Raw genomic sequence first — 20,245 nt, 5'->3', positions numbered from 1 at the left:
AGGACTGCGAAGGCACAAAACGCACGGAACAGAAAGCGGCAGTGAACCCCTCACAGCCGCTTTCTGTCTTTTTACATTTCATCAAAGAAAGGTCGATGTTTCCATGAGTATTCAAGGTGTCTGCGGCACGCGGGGCGCGGCGGAGCGCCGCGCCTCCTCCGCCGGACCGGCCCGGACGGCGGGGACGTCCTTCCAAGACCAGCTGAACCGGACCTCTGCCTCCGTCACAGGTCCCGCGTTCCACCTCCGTATGCCCGGCGAGAACACCGTCTTCTCCGGGAGCCGCATCGGCAGGAACAACACCGCCCAGGAGATCTACGCCGAGTACACGGCGGACTCCACCCCCGACGACCCCGTCGTCCGCGTCACCGGCACGTCGGACAGCGGGCCCTACGACTTTACCTGTCACGTCAACGACATTGATCCCTCTAACGCCTCCTACGCCGAGATGGCGGCGCTGTACGGCCACCTGGTGAAGACCGGCGCGTACCAGAGCGCCCTGGGCGGCGGCGTGCTCCCCACCGGGCTTGAGACGGGCGATATCACCGCGAAGCGGAACTACCTCAGCGCCATTGACAGCCACCAGTACGACCAACGTTTCGGCGGCGTATGCAGTGCCCAGGCCGCGGAGCTGCTGACGCTGTACCAGCCCTATGCCTCCGGAGCTTCCGCCCGGAGCGCCGCTTCCCCGGACCGTTCCGCCCTCCTGCGGGAGGACCCCCTGGACGCCCTGAACGAGGCCCGGCTCCTGCTTCTCCAGCGGGCCCGGGAGGGCCGGGAGTGGAAGAAGGAGCAAGAGGAGTGGGACCGGCTGATGAAGTGCCTGGACAGCTGGATCGACGCCCTGCGGGACGCGGCGGACCGGGAGCGGGAGGACCAAGGCGTCACGGCGGACGGCGGCGAGGCGCTGCTGTCCATATACCGGGGCCTGATTGCCGGGGCTGCCGGGCAGGAGGCGGCCGGCACGGATCAGAAAGACCTGCTCTCCGCCCTGACGGAGGCCCAGAGCGAGCTGCTGGAGCGGCTGAAAGAGGACAAAGCCACGGCGGAGGAGCGGGAGGCCTGGGCGGACCTGCTCAAACGCTTGGACAACTGGATCGACGCCCTGCGGGGGGAGACCGGCGAGGAGAGGGACAAGACCCGGCCGGAGGCCGTCTCCGCCGCCGGAGACCGGGCAGACAAATACAAAGCGTGATATTTTACATAAAAACTCCTCCGGGGATATGCCCCGGGGGAGTTTTTATGTGTCGGAATCCTGGCTTGCCCGCGCCTCCTCCGCTTTTTTTGCCGCCCAGTACGCCTCCATCTTCATCTCGTCCTCCTTGGAGTACCGAAAGGCCCTGGCAAAGCCGATCTGTCCCGGCCTGCCTACGGTTGTAATGGGAACCCACTGCTTTGCGCACATGGTGTCGGTGGAATACTGCTCGCTGGAGTGACCCGCTTCGATGTACAGGTCTTCCGTGTGCTGTTCGCCCCTGACCAGGAGATTGATCGCTTTCTCAGTCTCCCGAAGCAGATGCAGGTACATCTCTTTCCACATCTCCAGCTCTTCTCGCTCGGTCATAGAAATCCCTCCCATAAATATGTTATTTGTAGATTATACAATAAATGGATGTGTATGTAAAGACCAAATATGGGCTATTATCTAATCAATACAATAAATAGTGGAGTCATACTATATGATTAGATTTAATATTATGCCACTGCTGGACGCGAAGGGGAAGACACGATACTGGCTGGCAAAGCAAATGGGGATGAGTCACCAGAATATAACAAAAATTATTAAGAATGAAAATCGTGCCATTTATCTGGAGACGATTGAGGTACTTTGCCAGGTGCTTGACTGCACGCCCAACGACCTCTTCGAGATCAATTTCGAAGAGCCGGAAGATAAGAAAACATGAAACCTCCAGGAGCGCTGCTCCTGGAGGTTTCATCAGATACTGCCGCAATTTCTCAGACTGCGGCGCCGGGCCGCCGGAAATTCCGGCGCTCGCCTGCTTCTCGCCTTCCCTCTCAGCAAAAGGCGCGGAGCACCAAATCGGTGGTCCCGCCGTCCGGCGAGAGGATCAGCCGGCGCACTTTGGGGTGCCCGGCGTACTCCTGCCGGAGAAAGTCCCGCAGGGCCGTGCCGCCGTGGTGGCCGTGGATCAGGCGGATGCGGTACACGCCGCCCCCCGCCCGGCGGAGCAGAGCGTCCACCGTGACCCGGGCCTGATAGACGTTTTTGCCGTGGAGATCCACAGTGAGGATGCCGGAGTGTTCTCTCATGCTGCCGCCTCCCGCAAAAAATTTCCAAAACAATTGTAACACAGGCCAAGGTGTGTTACAATGCGGAAAACGCCGGGATACGGAAATCAATTCACACCGGCTGCTTTCCGCACCCGCAAGGAGGAAAAACCATGGCAGTTTACACCGAGACAAAAACCTACCGCACCAAGGCCCACATGGGCATGATCGACGTGACGGAGGACTTTCAGCAGGCGGTGGAGTCGGCGTGCCGGAAGCACGGCATCTCCGCCGGGACCGTCACCGGCTTCACCACCGGCGGCGTGGCGGGCCTTACCACCCTGGAGTTTGAGCCGGGCATGGTGAACCACGACCTGAAAGCCGCCCTGGACGTGTTCTCGCCCTATCTGGACGAGCAGGGCCGGGTGGTGCCCTACTGGCACCATGAGACCTGGCACGACGACAACGGCTCCTCCCACATCAAGGCGGCGCTGCTCTCCCCCTTCATCACCGTTCCCTTCGTGGCGGGGAAGATCACCGTAGGCCCCTGGCAGAACCTGACCCTGGTGGAGTGCGACACCCGGGACCGGGTGCGGGACATCGTATTCCAGGTCATGGGCGAATAACAAGGGCGTGTGCGGGGTATTCGGGAAGGGTTTCCCGTGCCGTTTCAACCCGGAGTTTTCAGGACTCCTCAAAGCCCCGGACCTCCGTTCAGCCCGCACAAAAACGCTTGAATAAGCTGAGCCGGAGGCAGACGCCTCCGGCTCCCGCTTATTTCGTGCTCGTGTAAATGAGAATGGCGTCCCGCAAAAAGGCGGCGCAGCCGGGGACCTCCTGGTCGTAGTACGCCGTAAACCGCTCATCGGCGGTGTACAGCTGCCCCAGCCCCGCGTGGGCCTGGGGGGTGTAGGCCTCCCAGGAGTAGGACAGCCACCGCCGGTGGAGGGCGGCGATGTGCTGTCCCTCCTCTCCCGCCGGGTCCTCCCCGGCCTGGACGGCCCGAACCAGGGCGGCGCGGATCTCCTCCCCCAGGGCCTTCCACTGGCCGTGCTCCTCCTCCGTCAGGGCCAGAATGCTGGCGTTGGCCCGATCCATGGCCTCGTCCCCGTATTTCTCCCGGATCTCCTTGCCGTACCGCCTCTCGTTGGTCTCCACGGCATGTCGCTTGAACGCCTCAAATTTCTCCTTGTCGGACATCTTTTCTCCTCCTTGCGTCTCGTCAATGATTTTTCGCACCGTCAGGATGAGACCGTCCAGCCGATCCCGTCGGGCCTCCAGCTCCCGCAGGTGGCTCTGCAGCGCCGCCTGGCGGTCAAAGGCCGGGTCGTCCAGAATCCGGCGGATGGCGGAGAGCTCCAGACCCAGCTCCCGGTAAAAGAGGATGTCCTGGAGCCGGTCCACCTCCCGGGGGCCGTAGAGACGGTAGCCCGCCTCCGTGGTCCGCAGCGGCCTCAGCAGGCCCTCCTGGTCATACCAGCGCAGGGCCCGGGGCGTAACCCCCGCCAGATCCGCCAGTGCCTTGATGGTGTATTCCATATTCGATCCCTCCTGACAAAAAGGAGTATAGACCATGACGTTACGGCAAAGTCAAGGGGGTTTTATTGAAATTCAGATCATGTCTTCAATAAAAGCAGCTTGCTGCGCGCGATGTAAGTTAACGGGCTTTTCAAGCGCCTTTCCAGCCCGGCATTCAGCATAGGCCGCCTGCGCCAGCTCGATAAAAAGCCGTGTACTCGCTCTGTTATCCTCCCGATGGTATCCCAGTACGCACGATATGCTTTCGGCGCAGTCAAAGGGAACCCATGCAAATTCTCCATTGTGGTCATCGGTAAAGCCCGGGGCCAGTACAATACCCTTTTGAGCCGCGACATTGGCCAGGGCCGTCTCATGGTTCGGGCAGTTCAGTACGCTGACCTGCCCGGATTCCACGATTCGGTTCTGCACCGCGATCAGCTCTCCAGGGGAGCCGCCGCCCACCATAAACGTCCGGCCGGACAGGTCGGACACGGTAAGAAGCTCTCTGCCCGCCAGGGGATCATCTTTGCGGAGAATCACATAAAAGCGGCTGTGAAACAGCGGGGCCATGCGGACATTGGAAAACCGCTTTAATTCCGATTCCCTGGCAAACAAAATATCCTGCTCTCTCCGAAGAAACATATCCACCCTGCTGTCTTCATAGACAAACCTGATATTGAGGGAAACATGGGGCATGGCGGCCTCAAAACGCTGCATGATCTGCGGAAGGAAGTAAATGCAGGAGCGCATGGGAATACAGACGTTCAAAGCCTCGCTGTACCGGGAGCTCATATTCTGTCCCTGCTCCACAGCGGCTTTCAGCTCGTCGCGGATGCGCTGCAATTCTCCGCAGAACTGTGCGCCGGCAGGGGTCAGCTCCGCCCCCTTGCCGGAGCGTTCAAACAGGCGGAAACCAATTTCATTTTCAAGGCACTGGATCTGATAAGTCAAAGACGGCTGGCTGATAAACAGATTCTCAGCCGCCCGGCTGAAGTTCAGTACCTTGGACAATTCCAGCGCGCAGTCCATCTGCTTTGTCGTCATAGAAGCACCTCCGTCCGCGCTATTAAAAAATTGAATTGATTATAGCATCTATGAATTGGACTTTCAAGCCTCCGCTGCCTATAATGAATCCATCGGCCCCGGCATGGAGATTACCTATCAGGTAAAGGGCAACACGAAAATTGCCGCCGAGTTTATCCAGAAAGCTGTGGGCGGAGAGCTGTTCGAGATCGAGGCTGACCGAAACTACTCGGAGGACCATATGGTCCTGATTGAAAAAGCCAGGCAGCGCCCCGATGCGCTGGAGCACTTCGATACCATTTTCCTGGGCTGCCCCAACTGGTGGGACACCTGTCCCCCGGTGCCGTTTCCCTTTCTGAAGCACTATGGCTGGAACGGAAAAGGGATCATCCCCTTCTGCACCAACGAGGGCGGCGCCGGCGACAGCGTGCGGGACATTCAGAAAATCTGCAGGGGCGCGGATGTGGACAGCGGCGCTTCCTTCACCGGCTCCCGGGTGAGCGGTTCCGAGGTCAAAACCGCAGAATGGGCGAAGGGCCGACCGGAAAAACAGTAACATTTTTGAAGGAGAAAATAGACATGAAGCAGACCTATATCACATTGAACAACGGCGCAAAGATTCCTCAGTTGGGCATGGGTGTTTTCATGGTCCCCGCCGGTGACGCCACCAGGAACGCCTGCCTGGAGGCGCTGAAGCTGGGCTACCGCCACATCGACACCGCCCACGCCTACCAGAACGAGCACAGCGTGGGCGAGGCTGTCCGGGAGAGCGGCATCCCCCGGGAGGAAATCTGGGTCACATCCAAGCTCTGGCCCAGCGAGTACGGCGAGGACAAGACGATGGAGGGCATCGACAGGATGCTGGCCCGCCTGGATATTGGATACATTGACCTGCTCCTGCTCCACCAGCAGGTGGGGGACTACATGGGAGCCTGGAAGGACATGGAGAGGGCCGTTGCTCAGGGCAAGGTCCGCGCCATCGGTCTGAGCAACTTTGAATCTGACCGGCTGGAGAAAGTGATCGCTGCCGCCGAAATCAAGCCCGCTGTTTTACAGGTGGAGCTGCATCCCTACTTCCAGCAGAACGCATTGAAGGAGCGGGTAGCTCCCTATGGCACGGTGATGGAGGCGTGGTATCCCCTGGGCCACGGCGACAGTGGACTTCTGAACGAGCCGCTGTTCACACAGCTTGCGCAGAAGTATGGCAAGACCAACGCTCAGATCATCCTCCGCTGGCACATCCAGGAGGGGATCATCATCTTCCCCAAATCCACCAATCCCCAGCACATCCGGGATAACTTCAACATCTTTGATTTTGAGCTGACCGGGGAGGAAATGGCTCAAATCCGGGCGCTGGACTGCGGCAAACGGTACTACACCGCCACCCTGGCCGAGCAGGAGCGCAACTTTGCCAACTGGGGGCCGGAGGACTGATGGAAGCGAACGAAATGGGCACGCTGCCGGTGGGCCGGCTCCTTCGCAAAATGTCCATGCCGCTGATTATATCCATGTTTGTACAGGTGCTGTACAGCCTGGGCCTTGTTTGAAAAAAGGCGGAATGCCCAACGGCGAGAGATGTTTTCGCCAATCAAGGCAAATTTTTGCAGGCGGGCTGACGCCCGGCAAAAACATTTAACGCAGAGTGGCGGATCAAGATCCACCGTTTGGGCGTTTTCACTTTTTTCAAACATGGCCTAGTGGGCAGCCTGTATGTGGCGCACAGCTGGGGGACAACGCCCTGACCGCCATCTCTTTGTGTATGCCGGTGCAGTATCTGGTGGCGGGCGTAGGCGTAGGACTTGGCGTGGGCGTCAATTCGGTTCTCCCCATGAAGCTGGGGCAGCGGGACGGCGCAATGCTTCCGGCCCGTATCAGAAAATACAAACAGATTGGAGAAGCGCTATGATTTACAAGCCATTTCAGGACATCTCCCTCTCCCGGCTGGGCATGGGCAATATGCGTCTTCCTGTGGAGGGCGGCAGGGACGGCGCGCCCATTGACCGCACGCGGGCGCAGGAGATCATCGACTATGCCATGTTCCACGGCGTCAACTACTATGACAGCGCCTATGTCTATCACAACGGGGAATCCGAGAAATTTCTCGGTGAGGCACTGAAAAAGTATCCCAGGGACAGCTACTATCTGGCAACCAAATTTCTTCTTTCCGCCAACCCGGACTATAAGGCGGTTTTTGAGGAACAGCTCCAGCGGCTCCAGACCGATCACATCGACTTCTATCTGATTCACGCCATCTTCGACAACAACTGCCAGGCCTATCTGGACAGCGGCTGCATTGGGTATTTTCTGGAGCAAAAGAGAGCCGGACGCATTCGTTACCTGGGCTTTTCCTCCCACGCAAGCCCCCGGACACTGGCAAAGATGGCCGATCACCACCAGTGGGACTTTGCCCAGCTCCAGCTGAACTACTTCGATTGGCAGTATGGGACGACGGCGGCGGAATACAAGATTCTGGAGGAGCGGAATATCCCCATCATGGTCATGGAGCCGGTGCGGGGCGGACGGCTGGCCCAGCTCTCCAGCGAGGCGGAAGCCATTCTGCGAAAGGCCCACCCCGATTGGAGCATGGCGTCCTGGGCGCTGCGCTGGGTGAAGCGGCTCCCCCAAGTACAGGTGATTCTGAGCGGAATGTCCGCGCCAGGGCAGATCAAGGACAATGTATCCACCTTCGCGGAGCCGGAGGGCCTTTCTGACGCTGACACAAAAATCCTCATGCGGGCGGCGGAGGCCTTCAAAAAGCAGGTCAGCGTCCCCTGCACGGCCTGCCGCTACTGCTGCGACGGCTGCCCGGCGCAGATCAACATCCCCGCCTTCCTGTCGGTCTACAACAGCTACAAGACAGACGGCGCCTGGGCGCTGAATCAGATGGGCGGCGTGGACAGCGCAGGCAGGCCCGCCGACTGCGTGAACTGCGGGGCATGCACAGAGCATTGCCCGCAGAGCATTAATGTGCCGGAAATCATGGGGGAATTGGCAGGGCTGTCCCAATGACCGCCATAGAAGAATTCCAAATATGAAATAACCAGCCATCAAACTTCTGGGCGCATGCCTGCCGCTTCTGCCGACCGCCTGCGGGCAAAGCGGAACCACGGACACGGAGCGTCCAGCGGATTGCGGAAGCCATCCGCAGAGACAGCCTCCATTCTCCCAAGGGACGATTTGTACAAAGCCTATCTGACGGCAAACTATGATATGGCCGAAGCTTCATCTGCCGGCAGTGCGGCGGAAACGCTTCGGCAGCAGCTGGAAAAGCGCATCGGCGCTTTTGCCGGAATACCTCCCGGACGGGGCTGCGCTGTTGGAAATTTCCGAGGCGGCAGTCCGCGGGGACTGTGTGGTTCCGCTGGCCTGCGCCGCTGACAGGGCGGACTGCTGATCTTATCATGCAGCACCTGAGTCTAAATTGAAAGTGAGGATCGACGGTGAAAACCCTCAAAGGATTATACTCGCTCATTTTAACAGCTGCCCTGATCGCGGGTTTGGCAATCCCCGCAATGGCGGCGGATACCGGCTTTTCCGATGTGCCGGCGGAGGCATGGTATGCGGAGGCCGCCGTCTGGTGCCGGGATCATGGCATGATGAGCGGAACCTCCGGCAATACGTTCTCCCCCAGCGCTGTCATGACCCGCGCTATGCTGGCCGCTGTTCTCTACCGGGCGGCAGGAAGCCCGGCGGTCACCGGAAATGCGGATTTTTCTGATGTGCCGGCGGATGCGTATTATAACCGCGCTGTGAATTGGGCGTCCGCCAACAGAATCATCTCCGGCTATGGAAGCCGGCTCTTTGGCTCCAACGCCCCTGTGACCCGTGAGCAGGCCGCCGCCATCCTCTGGCGGTATGATGGCAGTCCCGCGGCCGAGCGGGGCACAGACTTTGCGGATGAATCCAGCATCGCCTCCTACGCGGGGCAGGCCGTGGATTGGGTAAGAGCTGAGGGCATTATCAGCGGCGTGGATGGAAACCGCTTCGTCCCCCGGGGGCAAGCCACCCGCGCGCAGGTGGCGGTAATCCTCCATCGGTATCTCACCCGCGGCACAGCCGTCACGCCTCCCGCGGACAATGCACAGTCTGAGGATACCGCCTCCGGCATTTCCAGCCAGGACTCAGTGAGCCGCAGCACAGATTTTGACCTGGAAAAAGGGACTGTCACGTTGAACAACGGAATTGAAATGCCAATCCTGGGCATCGGTACTTACACACTCAGCAGCGAACAGGCGGAGAACTCCGTCTATTGGGCGCTGCGGGACGGCTACCGGCTCATCGACACGGCCCGCATCTATGGAAACGAGGAGGGCGTGGGCAGAGGCATCCGGAGGGCCATTGACGAGGGTCTTGTGACCCGGGGGGAAATCTTCGTGACCACAAAAATGTGGACCTCCGATTATGAAAACGGCGCTGCCGCCATTGACGCCTCCCTGCGGCGGCTTGGCCTGGACTATATTGACCTGATGATCCTGCACCACTCCCAGCCCGGCAGCGATGTGGGGGCCTATCAGGCGATGGAGCAGGCCGTCAGCGAGGGCAAACTCCGCTCCATCGGTCTTTCCAACTACTACACGGCGGCCGATTTTGACAGGCTGGTGAACGCTGCCGCCATTCCCCCGGCGCTGCTCCAGAACGAGACGCACCCCCACTACCAGAGTACTGCTATGAAAGAGCACCTCAAGCAGTATGGGACGGTCCTGGAATCCTGGTATCCCCTGGGCGGACGCGGCCACACCCAGGAGCTGTTCAACGACAGCACGATCTCCTCCATCGCGGCGGCTCACGGCAAGACCCCCGCACAGGTCCTTCTGCGCTGGCATCTCCAGGCGGGCAACATCGCCATCCCCGGCTCCAGCAGCGAGGCTCACATCCAGGAAAATTTTGAGATCTTCGACTTTGCGCTGACGGACGCGGAAATGCAGAGGATCGCTGCAATGGATCAGAACCGAAGGCATTCTTCCTACTGAGCCCCGTCATGCGGCGCAATAAATATCGTAGATCTGGCTTCAAATTCTTCTTTGCCCAGGCCTTGTTTGAAAAATATCAAAACGCCCGGAGCGTATCACGCTCCGGGCGTTTGCTTTTATTTCTTAAAGCTGTCCTTCAAGCTCACGCTGCGGTTGAACACCAGATGCCCCGGCCTAGAGTCCTTGTTGTCCAGGCAGAAGTACCCCAGCCGCATGAACTGGAACCCGGCGGGGGCCGCGGCCTCCGCAAGGCCGGCCTCCACCTTGCAGCCGGTGAGGACCTCCAGGGAGTTGGGGTTCAGGCAGTCGATGAAGTCCTTGTCCGCCGCGTCGGGGGCCTCGTCGGCAAACAGGTTGTCGTACAGCCGCGCCTCCGCGTCCACCGCGGTCTGGGCGTCCACCCAGTGGATGGTGGCCCCCTTCACCTTCCGGCCGTCGGCGGGGTCGCCGCCCCGGCTGGCCGGGTCGTACTCGCACAAGACCTCTGTCACGTTCCCGCTCTCGTCCTTCACGCAGCCGGTGCAGGTGATGAGGTACGCCCCCTTCAAGCGGCACTCCGGGCCGCCGGGGTAGAGGCGCTTGTACTTGGGCACGGGGGTCTCCAGAAAGTCGTCAGCCTCAATCCAGAGCGTTCTGGAGAAGGCCACCTCCCGGGTGCCGGCGGCGGGGTCCACGGGGTTATTCTCCACCGTCACCGTCTCCGTCTTGCCCTCGGGGTAGTTGGTGATGGTCAGCTTGATGGGCCGCAGGACGGCCATGACCCGCTCCGCCGTCTCGTTCAGATCCTCCCGCAGGCAGTGCTCCAAAAAGCCGTACTCCACGATGTTGGCGGACTTAGCCACGCCGATGCGCTCGCAGAAGTTCCGGATGGACCGGGGGGTGTAGCCCCGGCGGCGCAGGCCGCAGAGGGTTGGCATCCGGGGATCATCCCAGCCGGAGACCCGGCCCTCCTCCACAAGGCGGCGGAGCTTGCGCTTGCTCATCACCGTGTGGTCGATGCCCAGGCGGGCAAACTCGATCTGCCGGGGCTTGGCGGGCAGGTCGCAGTTGTCCACCACCCAGTTGTACAGGGGCCGGTGGTTCTCAAACTCCAGCGAGCACAGGCTGTGGGTGATGCCCTCCAGGGCGTCCTGAATGGGGTGGGCGAAGTCGTACATGGGGTAGATGCACCACTTATCCCCGTAGCGGTGGTGGGGCAGGTGGTTGATGCGGTAGATCACCGGGTCCCGCATGTTGAAGTTGCCGGAGGCCAGGTCAATCTTGGCCCGCAATGTCATGGCCCCGTCGGGGAACTCGCCGTTTCTCATCCGCTCAAAGAGGTCCAGGCTCTCCTCAATGGGACGGTCCCGGTATGGGCTGCGGGCGGGCACGCCCACGCTGCCCCGGTACTCCTTGAACTCCTCCGGGCTCAGCTGGCACACGTAGGCAAGGCCCTTTTTGATGAGACCCACCGCCTGGCGGTAGTCCTCCTCAAAGTAGTCCGAGCCGTAGAAAAACCGGTCCCCCCAGTCGAAGCCCAGCCAGTGGATGTCCTCCTTGATGGCCTCCACGAACTCCTCGTCCTCCTTGGTGGGGTTGGTGTCGTCCATCCGCAGGTTGCACAGTCCGCCGTACTTCTCCGCGGTGCCGAAGTCGATGGTCAGGGCCTTGCAGTGGCCGATGTGCAGGTAGCCGTTGGGCTCCGGCGGAAAACGGGTATGGACGGTCATCCCCTCGTACTGTCCGCCGGGGGCGATGTCCTCCTCGATAAAGGCGTGGATGAAATTGCGGCCCTCCGCCGCCTCCTCCCGGGTGGTTTTCACGTCCTCTGCCATGTGTATTTCCTCCCTTGCTTGCAGCAGGATTTTTTGCATAGGGCTATATTATACAGAATCCCGCCGGAAATTGCAAGGGGCTTGCGCTTGGCTTTGCAGAGGCGGGGCTCTGCCCCTGCTCCCGCCCCCTGCTCCCGCCCCCGGTTCAGCTCATGCGCAGGATCTCCTTTTTCAGCCGGGAGATGATTCGCTTTTCCAGGCGCGAGATGTAGCTCTGGGAGATGCCCAGCTGGTCCGCCACCTCCTTCTGGGTCTGCTCCCGGCCGCCGCCCAGGCCGAAGCGCATGGTGATGATCTGCTTTTCCCGGGGGGACAGGGCGTTGATGGCCGCCGCCAGCAGACTCCGTTCCACATCCTCCTCAATGGGACGCATCACCGTGTCCTCCTCCGTGCCCAGCACGTCGGAGAGCAGCAGTTCGTTGCCGTCCCAGTCCGTGTTCAGCGGCTCGTCAAAGGAGACCTCCCCCTTGCGGTTGGCGTTTTTCCGCAGGTACATCAAAATTTCGTTCTCGATGCACCGGGAGGCGTAGGTGGCCAGCTTGATGTTCTTGTCCGCCCGGTAGGTCCCCACCGCCTTGATGAGGCCGATCGTGCCAATGGAGATCAGATCCTCGATGTTGATGCCCGTGTTCTCAAACCGGCGGGCGATGTATACCACCAGCCGCAGGTTGTGCTCGATGAGCTCCTTCCGGGCCTCCTCGTCCTCGAGGCGCCCCACCAGTTCCGCCTCCCGCTCCCGGCTCAGGGGGGGCGGCAGGGTGTCGCTTCCGCCGATGTAGTGGATCTCCGCCTCCGGCAGCAGCCCCCATCGCCGCAGCAGCTCCAACAGTCCTGAAAGACTTTTTCGCAACGCTTCCATAGTCTCCTCCTTTTCCGATCTCGCCGCCCCACAGGGCCGTGTATCCGTCTCCCAGGGCCGTGGGCGACAGCGCCGCCGTCAGTCCGGCGTATCGCCGACCGCCGATCTCCGCCCAGTCCAGCCGCACCGCCAGCAGCAGCCCTCCCGCCCCTACTGCGCGGTAGGGCAGCAGACGGGGCCGCAGCTCCGGCGAGGCCCGCCGCAGGGGCTCCAGCATGTCCGCCGGGGACCGCAGGCGCTCCGCCGTCGCCAGCCTCCGCGCCTCCGGCGGCAGAAGGCCGTCCAGAGCGCCCGGAGCCGCCACCAGCACCGCCTCCCCGCCTCCGGGCTCCCGCAGGGCGTTTCCCGTGTCCCACAGGGCCGTCAGGGCCGCGGTGCGGCCGCCAAGGCCTGCCCGCACCGGCAGCAGACGGCCGGCCATGCCGTGCCGGGCCGAGGCCCGGAACACCACCGCCAGCACTGTATAGGCCGCCGCCGCCGCGACCAGCAAAACCTTGGCGTCCACGTCAGTGTAAAAGACGCCGTTCACCACCGGCACCCGGCTTCCTGCCAGCAGTCCCAGGGCCAGCACGCATCCGGCCATGGCGCTGGAGACAGCCAGAAGCAGCAGCGCCAGCCGGAAAAACCGCGTCTCCCCGCCGAAGGCCGCCAGGGCCATCAGCGTCCCCGCCGCCAGCTTCACCGGCGCGGAGGCCAGAAAGCCGCACCCCGGCAGGAACACCGCCACGGCATAGATCCCGCCGGCCAGCGCCGCCAATATGTACCGCCTCCGCCGAAGAGGAACTCCCGCCAGCCGGCCCGTCACCACCAGCAGCAGGTAATCCATCACCGTATTGAGAACGAATACGCTGTCCACATAGACCACCGTCACGGCCCCGCCCCCTTTGTCCGATGGGGCTATTATAGGGCAGGTCCCCGGAAAAAAGAGGTCGGAATATGGACGGTTGACGGCAGGGAAAAAGAGCTTTAATATAGAGACCAGAAACTTGTTTCAACTCTGTTGTGGAGAGGAGACTTCCGCCATGCTGTGCGAGGAGAGAAAAGAGGAACTGATTGAGCTGACCCGGGCCCTGGTGGCCCGGAGGAGCGAGTCCGGCCATGAGGCGGAGGCCGCCGGGGCGCTGGAGCGGTATATGCGAAGCAGCGGCTTTGACCAGGTGACCGTGGACGAGTTCGGCAGCGTCATCGGGAAGATCGCCGGGAACCGCCCCGGCCCCAGGTTGCTCTTTGACGGGCATCTGGACACCGTCCCCGTGGCCGATCCCGCCGCTTGGACCCACGACCCCTACGGCTGCGAGATTGTTGAAGGACGGATGTATGGCCGGGGCACCTCGGACATGAAGGGCTCTGTGGCGGCCTTCACCGCCGCCGCCCGCTTCTTTGCCCAGGACCAAAACCGGGACTTTCCCGGGGAGATCTATATCGCGGGCACCGTCCATGAGGAGTGCTTCGAGGGCGTGGCCGCCCGGAGCGTCAGCCGCATCGTCCGTCCCGACTATGTGGTCATCGGCGAGGCGTCCCAATGCGATCTGAAAATCGGCCAGCGGGGCCGGGCGGAGATCGTGGTGGAGACCTTCGGCGTTCCTGCTCACTCCGCCAACCCGGAGAAGGGCGTCAACGCGGTCTACGCCATGTGCAAGGTAGCGGAGGCTGTCCGCCGGCTGCCCTGTCCGGAGCACCCGGTGCTGGGCAAAGGAATCCTGGAGCTGACGGACATCAAGTCCTCCCCCTATCCCGGCGCGTCTGTAGTGCCCTCCCGCTGCCGGGCCACCTATGACCGCCGCCTGCTGCCCGGGGAGACGGAGGAGAGCGTCCTGGCCCCCATTCAGGCCCTGCTGAAGCGCCTCGCGGCGGAAGACCCCAGCCTCCGGGCCAGGGTCTCCTACGCCGAGGGGCAGGAGGCCTGTTATACCGGGGCCTCCATCCGGGGACGGCGGTTCTTCCCCGCCTGGCTGTACAGCGAGGAGGACGCCTTTGTCCAAAGCATCCTGTCGGAGCTGCGGGCCATGGGCCGTGAGGTGCGGGTGACCCAGTACAGCTTCTGCACCAACGGCAGCCACTACGCCGGCGAGGCGGGCATTCCCACCGTGGGCCTGGGTCCCTCCCGGGAGAATCTGGCCCATACCGACGGCGAGTACATCGAGCTGGAGCAGCTGTATCTGGCCTGCGAGAGCGACCAGGCCGTCATGCGGGCCCTGCTGCGGTAATTCACAAAAACGCCCCTGCCGGATGTCCGGCAGGGGCGTTCTCTCTCAGCAGCAGCTGCAGCAGCAGCCCTCATCGGTACACTCGATGCTGGGCTCGCCGCTGGCCATGGTCACGCCATAGCGGATCGGCACGGATACGCAGACCTGCTGCTTGAAGGTCAGCGTGCAGCTGGTGCCGCCGCAATCAGTGGTGCAGGTGACACAGGGACTGCCCTGGCACGTCACCGTGGGCGTCCCCATGACGGCGGTGGGGTTCAGGGTCAGGGGCGCGGCAATATCCACGCACTGGGTAGCCACTTTATTGCAGCCGGCGGGCGGGCAGGGCTCCTCCGGCGGACAGGGCTGGAGCGGCGTATGCTCATAAACTTCATTGATGCGCAAAGAAGCTCCCTCATTTCCTTAAATAGAATATGCCATATTTTGCGCCGGCCGCCGCGGCGGCGGGCAAACTGGCTCTGGTCAAATGTATGGTCCCCGCATTCGTGCGGAAACCCGATCCGGCGTCTCCCGGATACACCCCATCCTATGCCTCCAGGGCTTCATGTGCCACCGGGTCTTTGCGAAAAACTCTTTGCACCGCTTTCCCAACTGTGTTATAATTTTGTAAAAAAGCGCCCGGGCCCGCCCCAGAGCGGCCCCCGTACAGAAAAGAGGAACCTATGGACGAAAAACAGGAACAAAAATTCCATCAGCTGACGGAGACCCCCGTCAGCTCGCTGATCTGCCGCCTGGCCCTGCCCTGTATCATCAGTATGCTGGTCACCGCCTTTTACAACATGGCGGACACCTTTTTTGTGGGAATGCTAAAGAGCAACAGCGCCACCGGCGCCGTGGGCGTGGTGTTCTCCCTGATGGCCATCATCCAGGCCGTGGGCTTCTTCTTCGGCCACGGCAGCGGCAACTTCATCTCCCGGGAGCTGGGGCGGCAGAACTTTGAGGAGGCCTCCAACATGGCGGCCACCGGCTTCTTCTCCGCCATTGCGGCGGGCGCGCTGATCTGCGTCCTGGGCCAGATCTTCCTGGAGCCTTTGGCCACCCTGCTGGGCTCCACCCCCACTATCCTGCCCTACACCAAGGCCTATCTCCAGGTCATCCTCTTCGGCGCGCCCTGGATGACCTCCTCTCTGGTGCTGAACAACCAGCTGCGCTACCAGGGCAGCGCGGCCTACGCCATGGTGGGCATTGCCAGCGGCGCGGTGCTGAACATCGCCCTGGACCCCCTGCTGATCTTCACCTGCGGACTGGGCGTTGCCGGGGCGGCCTGGGCCACCATCATCAGCCAGTTCGTCAGTTTCTGCCTGCTGGTGATCGGGTGTTCCCGGGGCGGCAACCTGCACATCCACATCTCTCAGGTCCAGCGGAAATGGTCCTACTACGAGATGATTGTCAAGGGGGGCCTGCCCTCCCTGGCCCGGCAGGGCCTTGCCAGTGTGGCCACCATCTGCCTCAACCGGGCCATCCGGCCCTACGGGGACGCCGCCATCGCCGCCATGGGCGTGGTCCAGCGCATCACCATGTTCGGCGGCTCCGCCATGATCGGCTTCGGTCAGGGCTTCCAGCCGGTGTGCGGCTTCAACTACGGCGCGAAGCTCTACCAGCGGGTGAAGGACGGCTTCTGGTTCTGCGTCAAGTCCTCCACCGTGTTTCTGCTGGCGGTCAGCGCTCTGGGCTTTATCTTCGCTCCCCGGCTCATCGCCCTGTTCCGGGATGACCCGGAGGTCATCGCCTGCGGCGCGGCGGCTCTGCGCTTCCAGTGCGTCACCTTCTTCACCACCGGCTGGACCGTCATGAGCAACATGATGCTCCAGACCATCGGCAAAACCGGCTCCGCCACCTTCATGGCCATGGCCCGGCAGGGAATCTTCTTCATCCCCCTGATCTATCTCCTCTCCCACTGCTTTGGTCTGGTGGGCGTCCAGATCACCCAGTCCGTGGCCGACTGTCTGGCGGTCCTCTGCGCCATCCCCCTCTCCATAAAGGCCCTGAAAGAGATGTCCTGACCGCCCCGCCGCCCCTGCCGGGGCGGTTTTTTCGCCGTTTTGCGCAAACGCTTTCGCTTTATATCGTGAAAGCGCACAGCATTATTTTCTATTTTTTGTGGTGAATGTGGAATTTGATGGAAGAGTATTGACTTTTTGCACACATTATCCCATAATAATATCACTCCAGAAGCAGAGACGGGACGTTTTCTTTTCTCTCCATCCGAAAACGTTTGCGCTTTTGGCTCTTATTTTGTGTAAGCTTACCCTGTATGGCGGGGCCCTCGCCTCCCTCCTGCGGCGCGGGCCCCCTCCTCCTGTTTTTCCGTGCGCGGCAGTCCGCGCTTGTTTCTCCTTTCCTTCTTGTAGGTGTGCGGCCCCTGCTTTGGCAGAAGCAGGGGCCGCACATCGTCTTTTGGAAATATTTTTACTTTTTGCAGCAATTTCCCCCCTTGAAAAGTATTCATTACAGAGCGCTCTGCAAACCGTATAAAAATCGAAGGAGGTGCGGAGGGGATGGACACAGAATCCGCCGTGGAGTAATACGGCGCAATGGTCTACCGGCTGGCATACGCCCAGCTCCGCAGCCGCCGCGACGCCGACGACATCTTTCAGGAGGTCTTCCTCCGCTACCACCGCGCCGCCCCGTCCTTTGCCGGCGAGGAACACCGCAAGGCCTGGCTCCTGCGGGTGACGGCCAACTGCGCCAAAAGCCTGGCCGCCTCTCCCTGGCGCAGGCGGACCGTTCCCTTGGAGGACGTCTACGCCTACACCGACCCGGAGGAGTCCGGCCTGGACGCGGCCCTGGCCCAGCTGCCGCCCCAGTACCGCTCTGTCATCCACCTCTGCTATTTCGAGGGCTGCAGCACGAAGGAGACCGCCCAAATCCTGGGACGCCGTTCCTCCACCGTCCGCGCCCAGCTGACCCGGGCCCGCCAAATGCTGGCCCAACTATTGAAGGAGGAGCTATGAACATCACCGAGACCTACGGGAGGCTCTGCCGGCCCATCGCCCCCTCCCCGGATCTGATTGAAAAAAACCTGACCAGAACCCGGCGCCACGGCCTTCCCCTCCGCCGCCTGGCCGCCATGGCCGCCGCGGCGGCGGTGCTCCTGTCCGCCCCCGCCCTGGCAGCCCGGACGGAGCCCGGCTACCAGCTGCTCTACGCCATCTCCCCCGCCGCCGCCCAGTTCTTCCAGCCGGTCCGGCGGTCCTGCACAAGCAGCGGCGTCACCATGGAGGTGGCCGCTGTCCGCATCGAGGGCGACACTGCCGAGGCGTACATCACCCTCTCCGGCGAGGCAGTGGACGGCGCCTGCGACCTCTTTGACAGCTATAACTTCCATCTCCCCTTTGACCGGATCGGCTCCTGCGAGCAGGTGGGGTATAACGAGGAGGCCCACACCGCCGCCTTCCTCTGCACCGCCAAAACCATGGACGGCTCCCCCATCCCCACCGGCGGAAAGATGACCTTCTCCGCAGGCTGCTTCCTCACCGGCAAGAGCGAGCAGACGGATGTGGAAATTCCCCTGCGCCTGAAAGACTACGCCGGAGACGCTGCGGCAATGACTCCGGACAGCGCAGGCTTCGCCTTCACTGACGGCTCTTCTGACGGCCGAAGCCGGGTCCTGGTTCCCGGTGACGCCCTGGCTGTTCCGGCGGAGGGACTGACTGTCACTGCCGCCGGATTTGTAGACGGCCTGTTCCACATCCAGCTCTGCCGGGGCGATGCCAGCCAGCAAGACAACCACGGCTGGCTGTGGCTGGCAGACAGAGATGGAAAACCGGTAGAATCCCTTTATACTGCTTATTTTGCTACCGCCCCAGGCACACTGGACCGGCAGGACTACCAGGAATTTGTCTTCGAGGTCTCCCGGGAGGCCCTGGCGGAGAGCACCCTCCGGTGAGATCTCTGCACCTCCGCCGCCCGGGTGGACGGACGCTGGCGGGTGACCTTTCCCCTGCGGGACACCTTCTCCGGCGCGGAGCTGGCGAAAGTCGCCGAGGGCCACAGCACCGGCTCCTTTGACCCCCAGGACACCCTGCTCACCTTCGCCTCCCGGCTGGAGACGGAGAGCGGCCGGCCCGTCCGCTGGGAGGACGGCTTCCGCTATGAGCTCCTGCTGAAAACCGACCGCCTGTGGGCGGCGGAATTCCAGTGCCCCGACGGCGGCGCCCTCCGGGTGTATCTGCAAAATGTCCCCTACGAGGATACCAGCGGTCTGTGGCAGCCCTATGCCTGGGACTGGCAGGCCTAGCAATGCCAGAATGAAAGCGTCCCGGAGACGGTCCTCTCCGGGACGCTTTTTCCCGTTCCGAGAGCAGAATCCGCCGCCCGCTTTGTCACCGTTTTGTAACTTTTCACATTTTCCCATGCAGGACTTTCCTGTCGCAGGTGGTCTTTTTTCGCCGAAAGTGGGTCTCAACATCCTATTTTACCGCCAAAACCTTGACAAAAGTGGGAGTTGTGTGTATACTAAATGCAGTTTCCCTGCCGGTAACAAAAGTTACAGTCTATTTTCCGCTCCCTGCGGGGAGCCCCTGGGCCGGGAATCTTTTTCAGGAGGTATGCTTGTGAGCGCACAGACTCTGCGAAAAAAACTGTACGAATTCTGGAGACGCAGCGGCGTCAATCTCTTTATGGCGGCCATCGTCCTGTGCACCGCCCTGGTCCTCACGAACCAGGCCGCGGGCATCTATATTATCAGCGGCGTGGACGACGCGGCTATCGTGCTGGACGGAAACGGGAAGGCCCCGGAGCTGGAGAGCAAACTGCTCTACACCTCCAACGGAAGCCGCGGCTACGACGTGTGCCTCCGCCTGGGCCAGGTGGTCACCGTCCGCCACGACGGCGAGACCTTCACCACCAAATCCCGGCAGGAATCCATCCTCAAGACCTTGCAGCGCCTGAACATCGTCCCCGGCCCGCTGGAGATGGTGGGCATCGACTTCACCGACAGCGGCGTGGAGATTACGGTGTCCTCGGACCTCGCCTACTACGAGCACGTGGTGGAAGAGGTCGCCTTTGAGACCGTGCGGGTGGCCAATCCCCAGATGGAGCAGGGCACGGAGAAGGTGGTCCAGGAGGGCGCGGACGGCATCCGCAGCTCCATCTACGAGGTGGTCTGGTCCAACGGACAGGAGATCGCCCGCCAGTTTGTGGAGGAGCTGGACAGCACAGCTGTGGACAAAATCGTGGAATACGGCACCGCCGCCCCCGCGAAGCCCGTTCCCGCGGCCTTCCCCTCTAACGACTCCCCCATTGCCAGCGTCTCCACCAACGCGGACGGCAGCGGCGTCCTGACTCTGGCCTCCGGCGAAAAGCTGAGCTTCTCCAGCGTCAAAAACATGACCGCCACCGCCTACACCGCCGGACACGGCGGCGCGGACTACTGCACCGCCACCGGCACCACCGTCCGGGTGGGCACCGTGGCAGTGGACAAAAAGGTGATTCCCCTGGGGACCCGGATGTATATCGTCACCAACGACGGCATTGTCTACGGCACCGCCGTAGCCGAGGACACCGGCGTCCGGGGCAACAAAGTGGATCTCTATTTCAACACCTACGAGGAGTGCATTAACTTTGGCCGCCGCAGCTGCCAGGTCTATATCCTGCAATAATGTACAGTTTCGCCCCGGAGGCCGC

The 20,245-nt window shown here is 61.8% G+C and carries 22 protein-coding genes and 1 pseudogene; 15 read left to right on the top strand and 8 right to left on the bottom strand.

Translation table 11 applies throughout. The annotated features are described in order from the left end of the window. Window positions 1–103 precede the first annotated feature (103 nt). On the top strand, window positions 104–1,195 hold the full coding sequence (locus C816_RS06055) for a hypothetical protein (RefSeq protein ID WP_016321535.1): 1,092 nt from the start codon (window positions 104–106) through the stop codon (window positions 1,193–1,195). A 45-nt stretch (window positions 1,196–1,240) separates the two neighbouring features. Here C816_RS06055 and C816_RS06050 read toward each other — a convergent pair whose 3' ends face one another. Beyond that, complete coding sequence (locus tag C816_RS06050; protein WP_016321534.1) at window positions 1,241–1,564, bottom strand: hypothetical protein; 324 nt, start codon at window positions 1,562–1,564, stop codon at window positions 1,241–1,243. 133 nt (window positions 1,565–1,697) lie between these two features. Here C816_RS06050 and C816_RS06045 point away from each other — a divergent pair, with 133 nt between their 5' ends. Further along, the gene (locus tag C816_RS06045; protein WP_242832121.1) at window positions 1,698–1,904 is read left to right on the top strand and encodes a helix-turn-helix domain-containing protein; all 207 of its coding nucleotides are present in this window, start codon (window positions 1,698–1,700) and stop codon (window positions 1,902–1,904) included. A gap of 112 nt (window positions 1,905–2,016) precedes the next feature. On the opposite strand, the gene C816_RS06040 is transcribed toward C816_RS06045, so the two are convergent. Continuing rightward, window positions 2,017–2,271 carry a Smr/MutS family protein gene (locus C816_RS06040; protein WP_016321532.1) on the bottom strand — a complete coding sequence of 85 codons (255 nt, stop codon included), beginning with the start codon at window positions 2,269–2,271 and terminating at the stop codon, window positions 2,017–2,019. 131 nt (window positions 2,272–2,402) lie between these two features. Here C816_RS06040 and C816_RS06035 point away from each other — a divergent pair, with 131 nt between their 5' ends. Then, on the top strand, window positions 2,403–2,855 hold the full coding sequence (locus tag C816_RS06035; protein WP_016321531.1) for a YjbQ family protein: 453 nt from the start codon (window positions 2,403–2,405) through the stop codon (window positions 2,853–2,855). A gap of 148 nt (window positions 2,856–3,003) precedes the next feature. Here C816_RS06035 and C816_RS06030 read toward each other — a convergent pair whose 3' ends face one another. After that, window positions 3,004–3,768, bottom strand: coding sequence for a MerR family transcriptional regulator (locus C816_RS06030; RefSeq protein WP_016321530.1), 765 nt, complete (start codon window positions 3,766–3,768; stop codon window positions 3,004–3,006). A 72-nt stretch (window positions 3,769–3,840) separates the two neighbouring features. After that, window positions 3,841–4,791, bottom strand: a complete 951-nt coding sequence (locus C816_RS06025) for a LysR family transcriptional regulator (RefSeq protein ID WP_016321529.1) — start codon at window positions 4,789–4,791, stop codon at window positions 3,841–3,843. Window positions 4,792–4,846: 55 nt separating this feature from the next. Here C816_RS06025 and C816_RS06020 point away from each other — a divergent pair, with 55 nt between their 5' ends. The 6 genes from C816_RS06020 (at window position 4,847) to C816_RS22485 (ending at window position 9,740) form a co-directional block, all read left to right on the top strand. After that, the gene (locus tag C816_RS06020) at window positions 4,847–5,326 is read left to right on the top strand and encodes a flavodoxin (protein ID WP_016321528.1); all 480 of its coding nucleotides are present in this window, start codon (window positions 4,847–4,849) and stop codon (window positions 5,324–5,326) included. Between the two features lie 23 nt (window positions 5,327–5,349). Next, window positions 5,350–6,204 carry an aldo/keto reductase gene (locus tag C816_RS06015; protein WP_016321527.1) on the top strand — a complete coding sequence of 285 codons (855 nt, stop codon included), beginning with the start codon at window positions 5,350–5,352 and terminating at the stop codon, window positions 6,202–6,204. A 325-nt stretch (window positions 6,205–6,529) separates the two neighbouring features. Then, window positions 6,530–6,676 (top strand): hypothetical protein, encoded by a 147-nt coding sequence (locus C816_RS24475; RefSeq protein ID WP_207636893.1) that lies wholly within the window; start codon window positions 6,530–6,532, stop codon window positions 6,674–6,676. Next, window positions 6,673–7,779 carry an aldo/keto reductase gene (locus C816_RS06010; protein ID WP_016321525.1) on the top strand — a complete coding sequence of 369 codons (1,107 nt, stop codon included), beginning with the start codon at window positions 6,673–6,675 and terminating at the stop codon, window positions 7,777–7,779. The genes C816_RS24475 and C816_RS06010 overlap by 4 nt, the downstream gene beginning before the upstream one ends. 196 nt (window positions 7,780–7,975) lie before the next feature. Continuing rightward, window positions 7,976–8,164 (top strand): hypothetical protein, encoded by a 189-nt coding sequence (locus C816_RS24470; protein WP_207636892.1) that lies wholly within the window; start codon window positions 7,976–7,978, stop codon window positions 8,162–8,164. A gap of 118 nt (window positions 8,165–8,282) precedes the next feature. Then, window positions 8,283–9,740 carry an aldo/keto reductase gene (locus C816_RS22485; protein ID WP_081646272.1) on the top strand — a complete coding sequence of 486 codons (1,458 nt, stop codon included), beginning with the start codon at window positions 8,283–8,285 and terminating at the stop codon, window positions 9,738–9,740. 116 nt (window positions 9,741–9,856) lie between these two features. Here C816_RS22485 and C816_RS06000 read toward each other — a convergent pair whose 3' ends face one another. The 3 genes and pseudogenes from C816_RS06000 to C816_RS24795 all read right to left on the bottom strand — a co-directional run. Next, complete coding sequence (locus tag C816_RS06000) at window positions 9,857–11,554, bottom strand: glutamine--tRNA ligase/YqeY domain fusion protein (RefSeq protein ID WP_016321523.1); 1,698 nt, start codon at window positions 11,552–11,554, stop codon at window positions 9,857–9,859. A gap of 145 nt (window positions 11,555–11,699) precedes the next feature. Further along, window positions 11,700–12,413, bottom strand: a complete 714-nt coding sequence (gene sigE / locus C816_RS05995) for an RNA polymerase sporulation sigma factor SigE (RefSeq protein ID WP_016321522.1) — start codon at window positions 12,411–12,413, stop codon at window positions 11,700–11,702. Between the two features lie 64 nt (window positions 12,414–12,477). Beyond that, a pseudogene (locus C816_RS24795) lies at window positions 12,478–13,269 on the bottom strand (sigma-E processing peptidase SpoIIGA); the annotation flags it as partial. 166 nt (window positions 13,270–13,435) lie between these two features. Here C816_RS24795 and C816_RS05985 point away from each other — a divergent pair. Then, a complete protein-coding gene (locus tag C816_RS05985) occupies window positions 13,436–14,620 on the top strand; it encodes a YgeY family selenium metabolism-linked hydrolase (protein ID WP_016321521.1) in 1,185 nt (394 codons plus the stop codon). Between the two features lie 45 nt (window positions 14,621–14,665). Here C816_RS05985 and C816_RS05980 read toward each other — a convergent pair whose 3' ends face one another. Continuing rightward, window positions 14,666–15,001, bottom strand: a complete 336-nt coding sequence (locus tag C816_RS05980) for a hypothetical protein (RefSeq protein ID WP_016321520.1) — start codon at window positions 14,999–15,001, stop codon at window positions 14,666–14,668. A gap of 278 nt (window positions 15,002–15,279) precedes the next feature. Here C816_RS05980 and C816_RS05975 point away from each other — a divergent pair, with 278 nt between their 5' ends. From C816_RS05975 to C816_RS05955, 5 genes are all read left to right on the top strand, one after another. Then, on the top strand, window positions 15,280–16,620 hold the full coding sequence (locus C816_RS05975; protein WP_016321519.1) for an MATE family efflux transporter: 1,341 nt from the start codon (window positions 15,280–15,282) through the stop codon (window positions 16,618–16,620). Window positions 16,621–17,151: 531 nt separating this feature from the next. Continuing rightward, window positions 17,152–17,571, top strand: coding sequence for an RNA polymerase sigma factor (locus C816_RS05970; protein WP_016321518.1), 420 nt, complete (start codon window positions 17,152–17,154; stop codon window positions 17,569–17,571). Next, entirely contained in the window at window positions 17,568–18,506 is a 939-nt protein-coding gene (locus C816_RS05965) for a hypothetical protein (RefSeq protein WP_016321517.1), read from the top strand. Before C816_RS05970 ends, C816_RS05965 begins: the two co-directional genes overlap by 4 nt. Window positions 18,507–18,530: 24 nt before the next feature. Further along, window positions 18,531–18,857, top strand: coding sequence for a hypothetical protein (locus C816_RS05960; protein ID WP_207636891.1), 327 nt, complete (start codon window positions 18,531–18,533; stop codon window positions 18,855–18,857). A gap of 316 nt (window positions 18,858–19,173) precedes the next feature. Further along, window positions 19,174–20,220: a G5 and 3D domain-containing protein gene (locus C816_RS05955; RefSeq protein WP_016321515.1), complete on the top strand. Its 1,047-nt coding sequence runs from the start codon at window positions 19,174–19,176 to the stop codon at window positions 20,218–20,220. Window positions 20,221–20,245: the final 25 nt, after the last annotated feature.

The sequence above is a fragment of the Oscillibacter sp. 1-3 genome, assembly GCF_000403435.2.
Lineage (GTDB): Bacteria > Bacillota > Clostridia > Oscillospirales > Oscillospiraceae > Oscillibacter.
Note: the sequence above shows the minus strand (reverse complement) of the source record. Positions and strands in the feature narration are given on the sequence as shown.

Coding starts and splice junctions, on each gene's coding strand:
- C816_RS06055 (WP_016321535.1), top strand. CDS start 104: ATGAGTATTCAAGGTGTCTGCGGCACGCGGGGCGCGGCGGAGCGCCGC.
- C816_RS06050 (WP_016321534.1), bottom strand. CDS start 1,564: ATGACCGAGCGAGAAGAGCTGGAGATGTGGAAAGAGATGTACCTGCAT.
- C816_RS06045 (WP_242832121.1), top strand. CDS start 1,698: ATGCCACTGCTGGACGCGAAGGGGAAGACACGATACTGGCTGGCAAAG.
- C816_RS06040 (WP_016321532.1), bottom strand. CDS start 2,271: ATGAGAGAACACTCCGGCATCCTCACTGTGGATCTCCACGGCAAAAAC.
- C816_RS06035 (WP_016321531.1), top strand. CDS start 2,403: ATGGCAGTTTACACCGAGACAAAAACCTACCGCACCAAGGCCCACATG.
- C816_RS06030 (WP_016321530.1), bottom strand. CDS start 3,768: ATGGAATACACCATCAAGGCACTGGCGGATCTGGCGGGGGTTACGCCC.
- C816_RS06025 (WP_016321529.1), bottom strand. CDS start 4,791: ATGACGACAAAGCAGATGGACTGCGCGCTGGAATTGTCCAAGGTACTG.
- C816_RS06015 (WP_016321527.1), top strand. CDS start 5,350: ATGAAGCAGACCTATATCACATTGAACAACGGCGCAAAGATTCCTCAG.
- C816_RS24475 (WP_207636893.1), top strand. CDS start 6,530: ATGCCGGTGCAGTATCTGGTGGCGGGCGTAGGCGTAGGACTTGGCGTG.
- C816_RS06010 (WP_016321525.1), top strand. CDS start 6,673: ATGATTTACAAGCCATTTCAGGACATCTCCCTCTCCCGGCTGGGCATG.
- C816_RS24470 (WP_207636892.1), top strand. CDS start 7,976: ATGATATGGCCGAAGCTTCATCTGCCGGCAGTGCGGCGGAAACGCTTC.
- C816_RS22485 (WP_081646272.1), top strand. CDS start 8,283: ATGGCGGCGGATACCGGCTTTTCCGATGTGCCGGCGGAGGCATGGTAT.
- C816_RS06000 (WP_016321523.1), bottom strand. CDS start 11,554: ATGGCAGAGGACGTGAAAACCACCCGGGAGGAGGCGGCGGAGGGCCGC.
- sigE (WP_016321522.1), bottom strand. CDS start 12,413: ATGGAAGCGTTGCGAAAAAGTCTTTCAGGACTGTTGGAGCTGCTGCGG.
- C816_RS05985 (WP_016321521.1), top strand. CDS start 13,436: ATGCTGTGCGAGGAGAGAAAAGAGGAACTGATTGAGCTGACCCGGGCC.
- C816_RS05975 (WP_016321519.1), top strand. CDS start 15,280: ATGGACGAAAAACAGGAACAAAAATTCCATCAGCTGACGGAGACCCCC.
- C816_RS05970 (WP_016321518.1), top strand. CDS start 17,152: ATGGTCTACCGGCTGGCATACGCCCAGCTCCGCAGCCGCCGCGACGCC.
- C816_RS05965 (WP_016321517.1), top strand. CDS start 17,568: ATGAACATCACCGAGACCTACGGGAGGCTCTGCCGGCCCATCGCCCCC.